At 42.6% G+C, this 14,835-nt stretch carries 21 protein-coding genes, 1 tRNA gene and 1 riboswitch; of the genes, 3 read left to right on the plus strand and 19 right to left on the minus strand.

Going from position 1 to position 14,835, the window contains the following annotated elements:
- Positions 1-152: 152 nt before the first annotated feature.
- Positions 153-256, minus strand: a riboswitch (glycine riboswitch).
- Positions 257-401: 145 nt separating this feature from the next.
- From ICN18_RS02405 to ICN18_RS02440, 8 genes are all read right to left on the minus strand, one after another.
- Positions 402-1,136 (minus strand): sulfite exporter TauE/SafE family protein, encoded by a 735-nt coding sequence (locus ICN18_RS02405; protein ID WP_216188957.1) that lies wholly within the window; start codon positions 1,134-1,136, stop codon positions 402-404.
- A gap of 35 nt (positions 1,137-1,171) precedes the next feature.
- Entirely contained in the window at positions 1,172-1,324 is a 153-nt protein-coding gene (locus ICN18_RS02410; protein ID WP_216188958.1) for a hypothetical protein, read from the minus strand.
- Positions 1,325-1,381: 57 nt separating this feature from the next.
- Positions 1,382-1,801, minus strand: a complete 420-nt coding sequence (locus ICN18_RS02415; protein WP_216188959.1) for a hypothetical protein — start codon at positions 1,799-1,801, stop codon at positions 1,382-1,384.
- A 146-nt stretch (positions 1,802-1,947) separates the two neighbouring features.
- Complete coding sequence (locus tag ICN18_RS02420; RefSeq protein WP_216188960.1) at positions 1,948-2,349, minus strand: MAPEG family protein; 402 nt, start codon at positions 2,347-2,349, stop codon at positions 1,948-1,950.
- 11 nt (positions 2,350-2,360) lie between these two features.
- Positions 2,361-3,044 (minus strand): haloacid dehalogenase type II, encoded by a 684-nt coding sequence (locus tag ICN18_RS02425; protein ID WP_216188961.1) that lies wholly within the window; start codon positions 3,042-3,044, stop codon positions 2,361-2,363.
- A 7-nt stretch (positions 3,045-3,051) separates the two neighbouring features.
- On the minus strand, positions 3,052-3,498 hold the full coding sequence (locus ICN18_RS02430) for a tetratricopeptide repeat protein (protein ID WP_255532043.1): 447 nt from the start codon (positions 3,496-3,498) through the stop codon (positions 3,052-3,054).
- Between the two features lie 98 nt (positions 3,499-3,596).
- The gene (locus tag ICN18_RS02435; RefSeq protein WP_216189440.1) at positions 3,597-3,986 is read right to left on the minus strand and encodes a tautomerase family protein; all 390 of its coding nucleotides are present in this window, start codon (positions 3,984-3,986) and stop codon (positions 3,597-3,599) included.
- Between the two features lie 150 nt (positions 3,987-4,136).
- The gene (locus ICN18_RS02440; RefSeq protein ID WP_216189441.1) at positions 4,137-5,243 is read right to left on the minus strand and encodes a patatin-like phospholipase family protein; all 1,107 of its coding nucleotides are present in this window, start codon (positions 5,241-5,243) and stop codon (positions 4,137-4,139) included.
- A 164-nt stretch (positions 5,244-5,407) separates the two neighbouring features.
- Here ICN18_RS02440 and ICN18_RS02445 point away from each other — a divergent pair, with 164 nt between their 5' ends.
- A complete protein-coding gene (locus ICN18_RS02445; RefSeq protein WP_216188962.1) occupies positions 5,408-5,758 on the plus strand; it encodes a DUF3147 family protein in 351 nt (116 codons plus the stop codon).
- Positions 5,759-5,823: 65 nt separating this feature from the next.
- Here ICN18_RS02445 and ICN18_RS02450 read toward each other — a convergent pair whose 3' ends face one another.
- The 7 genes from ICN18_RS02450 to ICN18_RS02480 all read right to left on the minus strand — a co-directional run bounded on the left by ICN18_RS02450 (position 5,824) and on the right by ICN18_RS02480 (position 9,259).
- On the minus strand, positions 5,824-6,585 hold the full coding sequence (locus ICN18_RS02450) for a YoaK family protein (protein WP_216188963.1): 762 nt from the start codon (positions 6,583-6,585) through the stop codon (positions 5,824-5,826).
- A gap of 134 nt (positions 6,586-6,719) precedes the next feature.
- A complete protein-coding gene (locus tag ICN18_RS02455) occupies positions 6,720-7,106 on the minus strand; it encodes a DUF3106 domain-containing protein (protein ID WP_216188964.1) in 387 nt (128 codons plus the stop codon).
- Positions 7,107-7,298: 192 nt separating this feature from the next.
- Positions 7,299-7,604, minus strand: a complete 306-nt coding sequence (locus ICN18_RS02460) for a hypothetical protein (RefSeq protein WP_216188965.1) — start codon at positions 7,602-7,604, stop codon at positions 7,299-7,301.
- Between the two features lie 12 nt (positions 7,605-7,616).
- Positions 7,617-8,138 carry a hypothetical protein gene (locus tag ICN18_RS02465; protein WP_216188966.1) on the minus strand — a complete coding sequence of 174 codons (522 nt, stop codon included), beginning with the start codon at positions 8,136-8,138 and terminating at the stop codon, positions 7,617-7,619.
- Positions 8,139-8,153: 15 nt separating this feature from the next.
- The gene (gene pal, locus ICN18_RS02470) at positions 8,154-8,645 is read right to left on the minus strand and encodes a peptidoglycan-associated lipoprotein Pal (protein ID WP_216188967.1); all 492 of its coding nucleotides are present in this window, start codon (positions 8,643-8,645) and stop codon (positions 8,154-8,156) included.
- An 83-nt stretch (positions 8,646-8,728) separates the two neighbouring features.
- Positions 8,729-9,082, minus strand: a complete 354-nt coding sequence (locus ICN18_RS02475; RefSeq protein WP_216188968.1) for a hypothetical protein — start codon at positions 9,080-9,082, stop codon at positions 8,729-8,731.
- Between the two features lie 101 nt (positions 9,083-9,183).
- Positions 9,184-9,259: transfer RNA gene (locus tag ICN18_RS02480), tRNA-Phe, on the minus strand.
- 193 nt (positions 9,260-9,452) lie between these two features.
- On the opposite strand from ICN18_RS02480, the gene ICN18_RS02485 reads away from it, so the two are divergent.
- The gene (locus tag ICN18_RS02485) at positions 9,453-9,998 is read left to right on the plus strand and encodes a hypothetical protein (protein ID WP_216188969.1); all 546 of its coding nucleotides are present in this window, start codon (positions 9,453-9,455) and stop codon (positions 9,996-9,998) included.
- An 18-nt stretch (positions 9,999-10,016) separates the two neighbouring features.
- Positions 10,017-10,268: a hypothetical protein gene (locus ICN18_RS02490; RefSeq protein ID WP_216188970.1), complete on the plus strand. Its 252-nt coding sequence runs from the start codon at positions 10,017-10,019 to the stop codon at positions 10,266-10,268.
- 14 nt (positions 10,269-10,282) lie between these two features.
- Here ICN18_RS02490 and ICN18_RS02495 read toward each other — a convergent pair whose 3' ends face one another.
- From ICN18_RS02495 to ICN18_RS02510, 4 genes are all read right to left on the minus strand, one after another.
- A complete protein-coding gene (locus ICN18_RS02495) occupies positions 10,283-10,459 on the minus strand; it encodes a hypothetical protein (protein WP_216188971.1) in 177 nt (58 codons plus the stop codon).
- Positions 10,460-10,592: 133 nt separating this feature from the next.
- The gene (locus tag ICN18_RS02500; RefSeq protein WP_216188972.1) at positions 10,593-12,551 is read right to left on the minus strand and encodes an APC family permease; all 1,959 of its coding nucleotides are present in this window, start codon (positions 12,549-12,551) and stop codon (positions 10,593-10,595) included.
- Positions 12,552-12,572: 21 nt separating this feature from the next.
- Entirely contained in the window at positions 12,573-13,268 is a 696-nt protein-coding gene (locus ICN18_RS02505; protein WP_201721704.1) for a winged helix-turn-helix domain-containing protein, read from the minus strand.
- Positions 13,265-14,764, minus strand: coding sequence for a DUF4118 domain-containing protein (locus ICN18_RS02510; protein ID WP_161485598.1), 1,500 nt, complete (start codon positions 14,762-14,764; stop codon positions 13,265-13,267). The genes ICN18_RS02505 and ICN18_RS02510 overlap by 4 nt, the downstream gene beginning before the upstream one ends.
- Between the last annotated feature and the right edge of the window lie 71 nt (positions 14,765-14,835).

A 14,835-nucleotide genomic window follows, 5' to 3' on the forward strand; every position in this document is an offset into this window, starting at 1 on the left:
GTTAGCACCCGAAATGAATTGATTTCAGGGAAATTCGATGGGATAGCGCTGCGTTCGCGGCGCGATAAAGCGACGAACTATTCGATCTGAATTAGCATGAAGACTCTCCCAAAGCGGTCCATCAAAAACATAGCCTAGCCATGTAGATGGATGCCGCTCCCCCTGTCCTTGATACCTGAGAGATTCACACTAAGCCTAGCTTAGGGCTTGCTCCTTCGGTGCGCCATAAAAATGGCGGCTCTCCAGACGGCTATTTAGGATAAGCAGTACCTTCCTGGTGGATACCTGAGCGTTCATGGGAGTTTGCGCCTTCGGTGGAGGGAAGCCCCTCGCTCTCCTGCTTGTAAAAATTATAACCTGATGATACTTTTATCAAAATAGTGATTTATACCGATATGCCCTTAAAAAGTCATTACAAGAATAGAGAGGCCCGAGATCAGCATTACCAACTCCATTAATAGTAAAAATTTCTTTTCTGGTAATGCGAGCACAATTCTCTTAGAGAAGATGGAGCCAAGCAAAACGCAGCTGCCAATAAGCAGACCTTGAATAATGGCGGCCGTATTCAAAAAACCAAGTTGATGGAAAGTAATGCCCTTGGTAAATAGAATGGATAAAGTGCTGGCGGCCTCTGTACCTAAAAATGCCCCTTTAGTTAAACCATAGGCTAGAAAGAAGGGTGTATTGATCGCACCTGTTGTTGCAACAATTCCTGTCAGATAGCCGATAGCAGCGCCTACCAAACCCATCTGCCAAAGTTTTAAATAAAAATTCTTTTTGCGCATCCAACGACGAATTGGAATTAATAAAATTAAAAAGATTCCTAAAGTAATTTCAATTAGGCGCTCATCAAGCTGCACTAAGGTACTAACGCCTAGCACCGTAAATGGAATTGCAGTAAGGCTATAAACAAAACAAACCCGCCACTGAATGACGCTCCACCATAAAAAAATTCGGGAGAGATTTGCTACTGTAGCCACCAAAGCAATTACTGGTATTGCCTGAATAGGTCCATAGAAATAAACCAATGCAGGCATCAATATGATGGTGGTGCCAAACCCGATGACACCGCCCAAGATACCCGCGCCCAGACCCAGCAAGCCAAGAATAAAGGCTTGAAGAAGAAGATCAAGCAAGTTTATTCATCTCGATTTAATTTTTAGTAGGCTTTTTAACGCCCCTGACAATCTACAGGCATTTCCCACATAGGCTTACCCTGACTGTAATCGCAGTTAACGCCAACTGGCGAGGTGGTGCTAGCAAGACAGCCGCTCAAGATCAAAGAAAATAAAGCGACTGACAGAGTTAAGAATCGTTTTTTCATATTTATATTTCCCAATCAAATTATTTTTGTCATTAAGACCAAAATGCCTTCATCATTTCAGCTTGGTCGCGCGCTCGACCCAGAAGAGATTTTACTTTTTATCAATCTAGAAATCCATCTTGCCAAAGAAACAATCAGCAAGATTCCAGTGACGTCACCTAGAAACATAACCTCGAGGCCGCCCCATAGATCCTGCGACCGACCATCCAAATAAAGAATTGATTGCGTAACCAAGCTATTGAGAATGGCATAACTTAGGGAAATGGCGAGCAAAGAGCGTAAAGATAGATTTGAAAGATCGCTTTCTAATTGAAATTTTTCCGAGCAAATCTTACATACAAGCCAAGGGACACCAGCGCTACCGACAGACAATACAAATACCAGACCAAATTGCCCAGGAAATGGAAATATAACGCCCCACAAATTGGAAACTATAAAGATAGCAAGTGCGCCAATTGGGCCAGTAACTAAGGTCATTAGTATTTTGACGCCACTGGGCAGGTGTACCAAATGTGCCCCTGGAGTCAAGTACAAAAAATCTGTGCAAAGATTGTTTGCGAAATAGAAGAGTCCGTACCCAAGCGTTAGGATGACGAATAGTTTGAAACTATGAGAAAAGGTTTTCATCCAAAAAACATTTTGTATAAGGGCCACCCCAGGTTTAATATAACCAATGTGATAAGGGTTCCAAAAGTAAATTTCATGCCGGTTACCCTCAAACTGAAATCTGGGGGTGGCGTATTAATACCCTTTGCATGAATCAAGCGCCCAATAATTAAAGTGATGCCAGGAAGAAGAACCAACCACCAAGGTGCGCCATTTAACTCTAAGCACGCAATCAAAATAATTCCAAACGGCACATATTCAGCAAAGTTACCTTGTGCGCGAATAGCTCTCTCAAGATCTTCGTGACCCCCACTTCCCAAGCCAACCTTATTCTCTCTTCTAAGAGCAATGACAGCAAACGAGAGATTGATGAAGATGATGGTCAATACAGCAGCAATGATTGAGGTGATGAATAGCATCCTTATCTTCCTTATAGAACTTCTAAAACCTTGCTTAGCGAGGAACCTTCGTAGTTTGGTTTTTCGCCAATTTCTTCGAAGGGGTGGCCTAAACGATTAACCCAAAACACATCAAAGCCGAACCACTTAGCTGCTAGGGCATCCCAAGCATTACTCGATACAAAAAGTATCTCTTCTTTCTTCACCGGAAACGCTTTAAGTAAAAGCTCGTAGGCTTGTGGGGCAGTTTTAAATAGACGAACGTCCTCAATAGTGACCACTTTATCAAGGTAGGGCTTTAGCCCATTACTTTCGACCACTGTTGCCAACATCTCTCTACTGCCGTTTGAAAGAATCGCCGTTGAAATACCCTTTTCCTTGATTGCCTTGAGAACGCTCAAGCTATCTGCAAAGCCTGTCAGCTTGGCATACTGATCCATCAGTCGCTTCTCATGCTCGACAGTAAGATTTAATCCCATTCGCTTACAAACATAGCGTAATGAACGAATCGTCAATTCCCAAAATGGAAGATAGTGCTTGCTGCCATGGGGATTGGGATCACTCATAGTTACTAAACGGGTGTATTCGATTTGGCGGTCACGCCACATCAAAGCAAAGGCCTGACCGTGACCGGGAAATAATTCTTCTGCCAACTGCCCCATGGAATACACATCAAATAATGTTCCATACGCATCAAAAGATACAAGCTTATACATTCTGACCCTACTTTCTAGACTTATATTTATGAATAGCTTCTTTCAAATCCGAATACTCTTCGCAACCAAAAAGACAGGCTTTATCCAGTCTGGCCAATAAAGCCTCGGCGCCCGGCAAGTCATTCTTGGTTAACTTGAGCATTCCGTAATACTCAAGAGCGCCACGATGATTAGGATCTATTTTCAATGCAGTTTGATAGTATTTCTCCGCTCCAGCCAAATCAGGCGGCTGTTTTTTACGAAGGCTATAGCCTAGTAAATTATTCCAGTCTGCCGAGCTTGTGTCATTAGCAGCCTGTAATTGCTGTATTGCCTGCTCATACTTTTCAGCCTTAATACTTGCCCTTGCCTGAGTTAGCCAAACTGGGTCTTGCTTGGCGGGGGCAGTATCTGCAGCATGAGATCTCCCAAGTATCGAAAGAAACAACATAGCCGATAAGATTATTTTTTTCATTTGAAGGCCCATAGCGAAGAATCTATCTTTTATATACCGATTATTAAAGTCTCGCTTGAGTGAGCACAGAAGGGCGATTAACCAGGGCCTGAGGAAGCTTAATCCTTGTCGGCATACTGCATTTCGCCGTTCCCAAACGACCAATTTTCCTTGCTTACTTCAAGCAGATTGATAAAGATATCTTGAGGTCTGACTTTAAGTTTTTCTACTAAAGCATCGCAAATAGCTTTATAGAGGCTCTTTTTAAGATCCGTAGATCTGCCAAAACTGATGGTTGCCTGAATAAAAATAATCCCTTCTGAATATTCAATGCCCAAATAACTTTTTGGAATATTTAATTCTGATGCATCGTGTCTAGTAATAATCTGAAACTTATCATCTGCAGGAACATTGATTTGCTCCCGCATCACGTTATAGACAATATCCCCGACTTGCTGAGCAAAGCTCTCAGAGTGTTTTTTGCTTAAATCAATTCTGACTAATGGCATCACTATTCTCCTTAGATCCGTCCATCTTATAGGGCTCTAGTTATTTATGTTTAACTTGAATGCGCCCCAAAGAAAAAACCACCCGAAGGTGGTTTTGGTGTTTCTTGATGGCCCCGGGAGGAATCGAACCGGGGCCGAGGATGCTCAACCTTATGCCCAAAATTCTTTAATTTTTGATGCCTCCACCTTTGCTCGATCATATCCAGTTCGCAATGCGCCTTCGATCTGCTTTGGATCTAACAAATTTACGCCCTGAGGAGTGCCGGCAACTATCCACTTTACTTTTGTACCAGTTGCTTCTACATCTTTAATGTTTTGACTAATAGGGTGTGGAATTGTTGTGAGAATCGCTCCAGTAACACCATCAGTTAATGTAATGATCAAAGCTCTTTTTGAGCCCGCCACTAAATCTACATGGGCTGGATTAGAACAAATTCCCCCATCCATGACATAACGCTGACCCAACAATGTTGGCCCAGCAACGCCAGGTAATGAACTGCTTGCGGCGGCGCCATGCGCCAAGGCAATATTATTTTGCTTGGCAGATTGCTGCCCTACAATTAATCGCTCTCCTGTGTAGCAATCAATTCCAGTTGTAAACATTCTTTTTGGGGGCCAACTTGTTTTGCTATCACCAGTTAACAAAGCGGCTAATTTTTCAATGCGATCACTGTTTAATTTATTGTCAGCGGCTAGTGCGGCGGCGCCAATGATTCTGCGTGTTTCAATACTGCCATCCGTAGCACTCATATTGACCTTATCGGCTCTCATCTGACTTATATTAGGGGTCGCCACAGGCGCTATCTTAGAAAAGATTTCTGGAAACTTTCCAAAAAAATCAAACTCTGTTCGCAAGCGATAAAACTCGCCAGAAAGTAGTGATGACCCCATGTATGAACCGGCAGAAGTACCAACAACTAACTCAGGAATATTGGCCATATCTAGACCAGCCTCATAAAGGCCATGAAAAAATCCGCAATACCAAGCGATGTAATACTCTCCGCCACCACCGAGCACCATAGTCCGATCCAATCCTTTTGCTAAATTGGAAACGGTTGGTTTTATTGCGATAGGAATTGCTAAACCATCATCAGAAAATAACTTTTTAGATATTTCATTTGCTTTAATTTCAATATTTGACTTTTGTGAAGCCGCTTGAGCATTGGCAGCATCAATAGCAGTTCCAGCAGAGCCGGCAACCGCAATGGCTCCAGCGGTAGAGGCTTTCAAAAAATTACGGCGTGACAATTGAGTCATAGAGGCTCCCGGGATAATCTATTAATTTATAGCAGATTCCCAAATGAAAAAACCACCCGAAGGTGGTTTTAGTGAATCTTGGTGGCCCGGGGCGGAATCGACCAGGACCGAGGATGTCTGACTCTGCTTTAGACTATCCAATACCCATTTTTCTTAAGGCTTAAATGACTTGGATCATTACCAAATATCTACTAACAGCAGGAATGGTTGTATTCATCTCTGAAGCCGCTAAACGCAGTGATAGATTAGGCGGCTTTATTGCGGCATTGCCCTTAATGACTCTTTTAACTCTTATATGGCTGTATGTAGAAAACCAGCCTGAAGAGAAAATTGCCAATCACGCCTATTACACCTTTTGGTATGTGATTCCAACGCTACCTATGTTTCTATTATTTCCATATCTACTTCCTAAGCTGGGATTTTGGATAACTATGGGGGCTTGCATAGTGGCAACAGTTATCTGCTTTGGCTTATTTGCCTTGGTAATGAAGAGCTTTGGAATTAATCTGCTCTAAATGAAAAAACCACCCGAAGGTGGTTTTAGTGTTTCTTGGTGGCCCGGGACGGAATCGACCAGGAGCTAGGAAGCCCGCTCCTTCAAGATCGCCCGAATATCTCGATATATCTGGAGACCCGCAATGAGGATAAGTGAGAGGGATAGCGGCACCACCGAAATATAGCCAACCTTCTTAAAGCTAACTGCGCCAATAATGCCGCCAATTAAGAACATTCCAAAAATGCATAAATGGGTTTTAAGCTTTTCTCGATTGGCTTTGACATAACCGCTCACATTGGCCTCTTGTGATTTATTCCAATAAACCAACTTACCAAGCTCAATGCCTATGTCAGTGATAACGCCCGTCATATGAGTCGTTCTAATTTCTGCTCGAGAGGCCTTGGTGACAATTGCATTTTGTAAGCCCATTACAAAACAGAGGAGTAGGGCAATGGCTGGGACCGTTAAAGGCAAATACAAATTTAAGTTTGCTCCAACAAGCCCAAATACCAGTAGCAAGATGGCCTCAAGCAATAGGGGCAAAGCAAACTCACTATGAATTTTTCTCCTGTGCCCCCAATTAATCAGAATGGCTGTCGTCGCGGCGCCAAATAAAAATGAGAGCAATAGAGATATGCCGCCCAAAACTGAAATGAAATCATTGAGGGCGAGATCATCGCCGATAGCAGAAATGATGCCGCTCATATGGGATGTGTAACGAGCGATTGCTAAAAAACCACCAGCATTAACAGCCCCTGCGACAAAGGCCATATAAGCACCCAATTGAATGTTGTTCTTATGAGACCTTTGAGCGCTGGTTAACAACTGAATGAACTTAATTGGCATCTAAGCTACATTCTACGACTCAATACTATCAACGACTCAAGGCGGATGACCCAAATGAAGAAACCGCCCGCAGGTGGTTTTGGTGTTTCTTGGCGGCCCGGGGCGGAATCGACCAGGACTGAGGATGTCTGATCCTAGCTAGCTTGCTTGTGCCACTTCTGCTTTTCCTCCGGACTCATATTTTCCCATTTGGCTTTACGGGCCTTCATCTCAGCCTGCTCTTCAGGCGTTAATCCATCAAAGAAAGCCTTTCTCTCGGCTTTCATTCTTTCTTTTTGCTCAGGAGTAATTGATTGCCATTGAGCCTTCATTTGATCGCGCATCTTATGCCAGTATTCTTTACGCTCTTCTGGAGTTGCCTTAAGTAATGCGGCATCAGTTTGTTTCATTTGCTCAAGGCGTTGATCAAATGTCAGGTTGCTGTTTGCCAACGGATTTGGTGGTTCAGGTATCGCCGCACCAGCCAAGGAAAATATAGATATGCCAAATAGCAGTCCCAGTACAAATTTCTTAGAACTCATAACGCCCCCTCTTGTTGGTTATTCCTCATTCTAGTCCCGACCAATGGATCCTCATCCGTCGGCCAAAATGAAAAAACCACCCGAAGGTGGTTTTAGAGTCTCCTCCAGTCAATAACAATCTCGACATAGAATTAAAAAAAAGCCCCCAATCTAACATCTATTAAGCGTTTCTGTATTGGCGCTTACCCTTGATTACCAGTATTTAAAAGGCCTCTCGGCATCCACATCTCCGCCTAGGGCCCTCATATTCATATTGCAGTGGGGACATGTAAGGCCATCCCACTCCGACAGATGAGCACTAGAGTGGCAACTGGTGCAAACAGGCGGCATACTAATTTCAGCATTAATACTTCCTGGGTGAGCAATTGCATAAGAATCAATCGTTGAACAAGACTTGCAGACCATTGCCACTTTAGAAGAGTGCAGCCCCACTTCTTTGCCGATACCGCTAATACATTCAAACTTGCAGGAACGGCATACAAATTTATATCTAGCCATTAATCAACCTCACTAATTCTTTTTAGATTGAAGTGCTAACTTCTTCATGTGAGCATCCTGAATGAGCAATTGCCTTTCTTGATTGGCTACTCCAATAGTGATCTTTCTGGCTATAAGATCCGCATACACACCATCAATCTTTTTAAAGAAATCCTCGTAGACCAATTTCTTTTCGGGACTTAAGCCCTCCAAAGCAATAGGTCGGCAGGAATTTGCTTCAGCCAGATAATTCGTTAGCGCCTTAGCTTGCTCATCTGTCAATTTATCCGCGGAGCTAAACAAGGCCTTTGCATGAGCATTATTTCTTGTTACAGCAATAACCTGACTATCGACCAACAAAGCATCAGCGCTTTGATTTCCGCGAATGATGCAATCATTTAGTCGCTTTGCTACAGAGCCTGAATGATCGGGCGCTGGAGCTGTCATTGGTGATGGGGTTTTAGCAAGCTGTACTGGATTATTAGGTGCAACATTTGTCGCACATCCACCTAGGAAAACAATTCCTATCAAACTTAATTTAAATATATTTTTCATTTGGTAGTCCATTAGTTATTGATAGACAAAGTCAGCGCGACGATTTTCTTTAAACGCCGCCTCTGTCTGAGCTGGGTTAGCTGGCTTTTCTTTACCAAAGCTCACCGCCTCTAACTGAGATTCGCTGATGCCTTGAGCGAGCAGGGCCTTTTTAACGGCTTCAGATCGCTTTTGGCCCAAGGCTAAGTTGTATTCAGCTGTTCCACGATCATCGGTATTACCTTGAATAATGATCGATGCTTTTTGCTTTTGAAATGCCTTTAAGTAAGAAGCGTGTGCGGAGATTGTCGAAACATATTTTGGGTCTACGGTAAAGCTATCAAACTCAAAATAGATTGAGCGCTTACCATACACACTAGACTTTGGATCACTAATGGGGTCGTAAGTCATAGAGCCCTTCGCATTAACTTCAGCCACCCCATTGGCGTCATCTAACTTGACGCTACTACAGGCAGAGACGAATAAAACCAATAGTGCCAAAGGCAATATTTTTATAAATTTAAACATGATAAGATTTCCCAAACGTGGCTACATACTGCTAGCCAAATAGCAAAGGGACATGCCACTAAAGCACGTCCCACCTAAGAAAATTAGGCTGTAGCTTTGGGTGGCTTAAATGCTGAGTCGGGAAAGTTTTGAGAAAATAGCACTTCATTTGCCGTAGCAAATTTATGCTTAGTCATTGGTGGAAGAAAAATCACAATTCCAACGTCGCTAAAACTTGCAGTCACATGACTCATGAGGTACATAGTATGAACCTGCTCTTTGTCATCAGCAGATTCAGAGCTGCTGTGTGCTTGCTGTGACATTGAAGCATTGCTGTAGCTACCAACGAGCTCTGCCCGCTCAATCGCAGACTGGATAAAAATATTTCCGGCCGCCGCCTTAAATGCAATTAAGAAGAGGCATATTAATAGAACGAGTGTTTTACTACGAAGCAACATGGATGAAATTCTATACCCGATTGGTATATTTGTCGTTTTAAACGACACTCCACCCAGCCCATAAAAATAAAAAACCACCCGAAGGTGGTTTTGGTGTTTCTTGGTGGCCCGGGGCGGAATCGAACCACCGACACAAGGATTTTCAATCCTCTGCTCTACCGACTGAGCTACCAGGCCAAGACTTGGAATTATAAATGAAACTGGAAGTGGGCTTAGTAAATGTGCCTACTGCGGCTAACTCTGTTGATTTACAGGGAAATCCTGTCGGGGTGGGGATGTTTTATCCTGCTTAACGGTAGGAGGCGGGATAGAGGACTATTAATTCTCTGTACTATCAGCGCTATTATTAAGTTTCATCAGAGGGAGCGATATGGGCACAGGTGACATGGCCGCATGGGCACAAGCTATAGGAACTTTTTTGGCCATTTTAGCGGCCGGCTTAATTGCCACATGCCAATCACAATCTCAATATCAAAACAGTCTTAAGTTACAAAAGATACAAGACTGGAACAAGGAGGTAATTCTTTGTGAGGCCGTAGTAGAAATCATCAAAAATTCTGCCGAGAGGGTGCGGTATGTTTTTGACACCTTTCAATCCCGCGAAGACATCATTGATGTAGCAACAAAACTTAAGCACTATGATTTTGAGTGCCTAAATGATGTAATTGAATCACTCAAGCAAATCCCTTTAAATTACCTACCGTCGGCAAATTTAGTAAGCGATGTTATGGCAATGATTTCAGCCATTAGACAGCTCGATATTCAAGTCGATAAAGCAACCTACGAATACAAAACTATTGATGCCACCAAAACCGCAACATTTCTAACTGTAGTATCGCAAATTAAAAACTCAACAAAAGATACGCACACAAGGGCTAATAAGCACTTAACGTCAATAAAGAGTGTCGTTATTTAACGAACAACAGGAACAACTATGGATGAAAAAGAACTTGCCTGGACAAGAGTGGTTGAACAAAGAAAGCAATTAGACCAGCTTGTTTATGTAGCTTTTGGTAGCGCCGCTCTTTATATCCTTGCGATTGTCATTTTTGATTTTCACGCAAGCCAAGCATCAAACATATTGGTAGTTATAGCTGTTATCGCGAGCAAATATTACGCTGGCTACAAGAGTGATAAATTGGAAAAAGACTATTACAAAGAATTTCCACCTAGCCGACATACCTAAGAATGGTTATCCGCTTAATGTTTCATTGCCTTCTGTAGCTGTTGCTGTGCCTTAGCGACTTGCTGACGCTGTCGCTCAGCTTTAACAGCCTCCTGACTGCGCTTAACTTGTTGCTTAAGCGTATCTATACGCTGTTGCTGTGGCGTGAGTGGTTTTATAGACTTGATGGTTTCTACTTCTTTAATCAGCATCAATATATTTAGTAAGACAGGTTTAAGTAAAAGCAGGTTTTTTGACGGATAGAAAAACCCTGCGTTTTGTTAAACCCTTTATTCAAGAAAACAAAAAACCACCCGAAGGTGGTTTTAATGAGAAATAGCCTTGTCAACCAACCCGCATTGGCAACAAGATCATTTGACGACCACTGAAATGAAGCCTCTCTTGGATCTCCAGCGGAGTTTGGTTATGTAGAAACTTGGTAAAGAAATTAGTCTTAGCAAAAAGCAACTTACTAGCAAATGAAATGCTCTCATTTGGGAACTCTTGATAAGCCTGATCTGTTAACTTCATGAATTCTTTGATAGGATCTGTACCAAAACCAATCTTATAAGTAGCCGCCAAACCATGTTGATGACAAAAATCAACATAGTAAGACATGGATTTTTCCATTTGCTCTCTTAATGCTTCTACCTTTTGATGTCCATCAAAGCTAGAGGCGTCGACCTCTCCCACTGCCACAAAAACATAATTCTTGTAGTGAGGAAATAATCTCATTGCCCACATCAGAGCATGAATGCTTGCTCCACGATGACGGCTAACCAAAATGATTGCGGCTGGTTTAGATCGGTCTAGTGCTGGTACCTCAGACTTTGTGCTGTCTACCAAATTGTCTGGGAATGCCTCATCCGCCTTACTCAACTCAGCTCTAAATGCCTCATAGTGCTTTCTTGTAAGCAAGCACAAGACAACCACAACACTTGTTACCAAGATAGTTAACCAACCACCTTCAAATAATTTTTCACTAATCGTAATTGTCAAGATGGATGCGGTAACAACAAAACCGAGAGCACTTAATAAGAAATGCTTGAACCAACCTTTATCTTGACTATGCTTGATCCAATAGACTGACATTCCAAACAATGACAAGCTGAATGTTAAAAACACATTGATGCTGTACAGAACTACTAAGGTGGCAACAGAACCGCCTGTAAAGATCAAAATTAGAAATGCGGCGATGCCCATCACCAAAATACCGTTTTGTCTTACTAGACGACTAGATAATTCACGAAACTGGCGAGGCACCCAATAGTCTGCGGCCATATTGGATAGAACTGTTGGGCCATCTAAAAAACCAGTTTGCGCCGCAACAAACAAAAGGCCTGCTTCAAGCAACAAGACAACGGCCAAAGCAATTGCGTTAATGTCGCCACCATTCGGATTTAAATGCTCAATGATCATTCCAAATGCGGTGGCGTTTAATGTTTGACCGTCAACCTTCTCGGCACCCCAAAGCATATACAGCAAAATAATGCCGCCCGCTGTAATGGCCAATGAGAAGGCCAAGTACCACATCGTTCTTTTGCCATGAGGCACTCTGGGTTCAGCAAGCGTATTCACATTATTAGACACCGCCTCTAAGCCGGTATAAGTACCGCCGCCCAACGAATACGCCTTGAGAAATAGCGAGGCGACCATAATCCAACCAAGATTGCTTCCTAAAGCATTCGCTTCCGAAATGGCATTAGGCATTAAGTTGCCTAATTCTGGAGCATGAACACCAATGCCATAAGCGATCAATATCGCATGGGTAATACAAAAACCCAAAAAGATTGGCAACAATACAACGATAGATTCTTTAATGCCTCTAAAGTTCAGGAAAATTAAAAAGACGACTAAACCTAACTCAATCATGAGTTTGTAGTCTTGAAACTCTGGTGGTATCAAACTAAATGCGGCATCAACACCACTAGCCAGTGATATCGCAATAGTGAGCACATAATCGACGAGCAAGGCTGACCCAGAAATTAATCCCGCCTTTGATCCCAACAAAGCTGTAGCAACACGATAACCGCCGCCACCCGTTGGAAATAATTCAATAATTTGGTTGTATCCCAAGGCAATAATAAAGACAGTTAAAGCCGTTGCCATTGCTAGAAACAAAGCCATATTGTGATTTGCCCCTAAGGCAAGAAATGCCTCTTCGGGACCATAGCAAGAAGATGAAAGTCCATCAGCCCCCAAGCCAACCCATGCCAGCAATGGAATGATCGCAATCGCATGGCGTGTCTTAGGATCCATTGGATCCAAGGCTTTACCCCTAAAGAAATTAATGATTTTTTTCATGATGTCCTTCTTGTTTCTTGGTTAAATGTCTAAACGGTATCCAATGCCCGTTTCGGTAAGTAGGTACTTCGGTTGTGCGGGATCATCCTCTAACTTTTGCCGTAAATGTCCCATGTAAATTCGCAAGTAATGACTGTCTTCGACGTGTTGTCCACCCCAGACTTCTTTTAAAAGTTGACGATGCGTAACAACGCGGCCTTGATTGACCAATAAAACATTTAAGAGCTGATATTCAGTCTTACTTAAATGAATTTCTTGATTGGCTTTAATTACTTTTCTAGTGCTCAAATCAATTTGAATATCGCCAAATGAAAAGGTGGGTGTATTGGCTTGAGCAATATTGAGACGACGCAATAAGACACGCATTCTTGCCATGAGCTCAGCAGTGCCAAATGGCTTGGTCAAGTAATCGTCCGCACCTGCGTCTAAGGCTTTTACCTTTTCATGTTCAGCAATTCTGGCAGATAAAACCAGAATAGGGTTTGATGACCAAGTCCGATAGCTCTTAATAAATTCAATGCCGTCACCATCTATTAAGCCTAAGTCCAGTATCACCACATCGGGTTTGGTTGAAGCCGCAACTTGTAGGCCACCCTTAACGCTACCTTCCAATACAACCTTCAAATCCATGCTCGTGACAACCTTAGCGATCAAATCACGAATCTGTACATCATCTTCAATGATGAGAGCTTGCCTCGGAGCGTTATCAATACTCATGATTGACGGAACTCCGGATATTGAAAGATCGGCAAAGTAAATTCAATCGTAGAGCCCTTACCGCTTGAATTATTTTTTGCCGAGATTGTTCCGCCATGAGCTTCAACGATGGTCTTACAGATTGCTAAGCCAACACCCATGCCTGATTGCTTAGTATCAGAGATTCCCCTGGAAAACATTTCGAATAGCTCAGCAGGGTTTTGTTTAAATCCAACGCCTAAGTCTTGAATGGAAATGAGCAACTGTGATGAATTAAAACTAGCAGTAACAACAATCTCTGTCGAAACATCTGAATACTTCGCCGCATTCTCTAAAAGATTGGATAGCACCCGCTCAATCAGCACTTCATCAAAATACATAGGCGGCACATCAGCAGGAATATGGGCGATCACCCTTCTATTGGGAAAGGCGCCATTGAAATGCTTAATACTTGCGCCCATAACATCCTCAAGTGGTTGCCATTCCTTTTTCAAGGTTGGGCCTTGAGTCTGAAGCCTTGCCATCTCTAGTAAGTTGCCGATCATGCCAGCCAATCTCATGCCTTGATTACGAATCGTTTCAAGATCTTTAATACTTTCTTTACCTAATTCTGGGTGATTAGTCTGTAAGTTCTCAGCCAAGCCCACCATAGTAGTTAGTGGGGTGCGGAGATCGTGAGATAGCGAAGAAAGAATCGCACTTTTTAGCCTCTCTGTTGCGGCCTCAACCTTACTTTCTTCTTCGGCCTTAAGAGACCTTAATTGGGCTACAGCCAAAGCAATCAAATTAGATGCTGTTTGTAACAAGTCATCTAAACCATGTTTTCTAATAGACCTTGTGGGATCAGACGCAATCAGAATCCCGTATGTTTTAAGTTCCGCACGAATCGGGATAAAGATAATTGAGCTTCCATCAATTTCATCTATTTCATGAAAGATGCGATTACCACTTTGAATTGCCCAAGCAATGGTTTGAGAATCAAATTTAGACTGCTTGAGCTCTTCTGGATTATCCGTAATGAATAACTCGATCTCTATACCTATTGGCTCTTCTAGGGCAGATTTAGCAACCTGAATAATCTGCTCGTCTGATTGGGCGCTAAAAAGCCCACGAGATAGAGTCTGAAGGGCTCTAGCTAATTTTTCACGAGCCAAAACATCGCTAATTTGCTCCTTCAGCCTTGCGGCTAAATGTCCGGTCACCAAACCAACAATCAGCATTACTAAGAAGGTAATAAGGTATTGACTATCGTCAACCGAGAATGAAAATCTGGGGGTTACAAAAAAGAAGTCGAAAAAGGCCACATTGATAAACGCAGAAAATATGGCGGCATTACGACCCAATGCTGTAGCAATCAAGAAGGTGCTCAATAGGAAGATCATCACAATATTGGCAAGATCAACCAGCCCCAATAAAGCCGTACAAATCAGACTCAAGATTGAAGCAACAGCCACACAAATCAAACCCGAGAAAAATGGCTGATTAGCAATTGAGGAATTTATTGTCTTTTTGTCCACATAAGCATTTTGAATCCATCGGTGTAAAAAAGGCGTAAAAATCGTTATTAAAATTTTTACGCCATAAAACT

Origin of the sequence: Polynucleobacter parvulilacunae, assembly GCF_018881715.1 — a bacterium.
Lineage (GTDB): Bacteria > Pseudomonadota > Gammaproteobacteria > Burkholderiales > Burkholderiaceae > Polynucleobacter > Polynucleobacter parvulilacunae.

Bases quoted from the DNA above. Each gene is read 5' to 3' on its own strand.
- ICN18_RS02410 (WP_216188958.1), bottom strand. From the start codon at position 1,324: ATGAAAAAACGATTCTTAACTCTGTCAGTCGCTTTATTTTCTTTGATC.
- ICN18_RS02415 (WP_216188959.1), bottom strand. From the start codon at position 1,801: ATGACCTTAGTTACTGGCCCAATTGGCGCACTTGCTATCTTTATAGTT.
- ICN18_RS02420 (WP_216188960.1), bottom strand. From the start codon at position 2,349: ATGCTATTCATCACCTCAATCATTGCTGCTGTATTGACCATCATCTTC.
- ICN18_RS02425 (WP_216188961.1), bottom strand. From the start codon at position 3,044: ATGTATAAGCTTGTATCTTTTGATGCGTATGGAACATTATTTGATGTG.
- ICN18_RS02430 (WP_255532043.1), bottom strand. From the start codon at position 3,498: ATGAAAAAAATAATCTTATCGGCTATGTTGTTTCTTTCGATACTTGGG.
- ICN18_RS02435 (WP_216189440.1), bottom strand. From the start codon at position 3,986: ATGCCATTAGTCAGAATTGATTTAAGCAAAAAACACTCTGAGAGCTTT.
- ICN18_RS02440 (WP_216189441.1), bottom strand. From the start codon at position 5,243: ATGACTCAATTGTCACGCCGTAATTTTTTGAAAGCCTCTACCGCTGGA.
- ICN18_RS02445 (WP_216188962.1), top strand. From the start codon at position 5,408: ATGACTTGGATCATTACCAAATATCTACTAACAGCAGGAATGGTTGTA.
- ICN18_RS02450 (WP_216188963.1), bottom strand. From the start codon at position 6,585: ATGCCAATTAAGTTCATTCAGTTGTTAACCAGCGCTCAAAGGTCTCAT.
- ICN18_RS02455 (WP_216188964.1), bottom strand. From the start codon at position 7,106: ATGAGTTCTAAGAAATTTGTACTGGGACTGCTATTTGGCATATCTATA.
- ICN18_RS02460 (WP_216188965.1), bottom strand. From the start codon at position 7,604: ATGGCTAGATATAAATTTGTATGCCGTTCCTGCAAGTTTGAATGTATT.
- ICN18_RS02465 (WP_216188966.1), bottom strand. From the start codon at position 8,138: ATGAAAAATATATTTAAATTAAGTTTGATAGGAATTGTTTTCCTAGGT.
- pal (WP_216188967.1), bottom strand. From the start codon at position 8,645: ATGTTTAAATTTATAAAAATATTGCCTTTGGCACTATTGGTTTTATTC.
- ICN18_RS02475 (WP_216188968.1), bottom strand. From the start codon at position 9,082: ATGTTGCTTCGTAGTAAAACACTCGTTCTATTAATATGCCTCTTCTTA.
- ICN18_RS02485 (WP_216188969.1), top strand. From the start codon at position 9,453: ATGGGCACAGGTGACATGGCCGCATGGGCACAAGCTATAGGAACTTTT.
- ICN18_RS02490 (WP_216188970.1), top strand. From the start codon at position 10,017: ATGGATGAAAAAGAACTTGCCTGGACAAGAGTGGTTGAACAAAGAAAG.
- ICN18_RS02495 (WP_216188971.1), bottom strand. From the start codon at position 10,459: ATGCTGATTAAAGAAGTAGAAACCATCAAGTCTATAAAACCACTCACG.
- ICN18_RS02500 (WP_216188972.1), bottom strand. From the start codon at position 12,551: ATGAAAAAAATCATTAATTTCTTTAGGGGTAAAGCCTTGGATCCAATG.
- ICN18_RS02505 (WP_201721704.1), bottom strand. From the start codon at position 13,268: ATGAGTATTGATAACGCTCCGAGGCAAGCTCTCATCATTGAAGATGAT.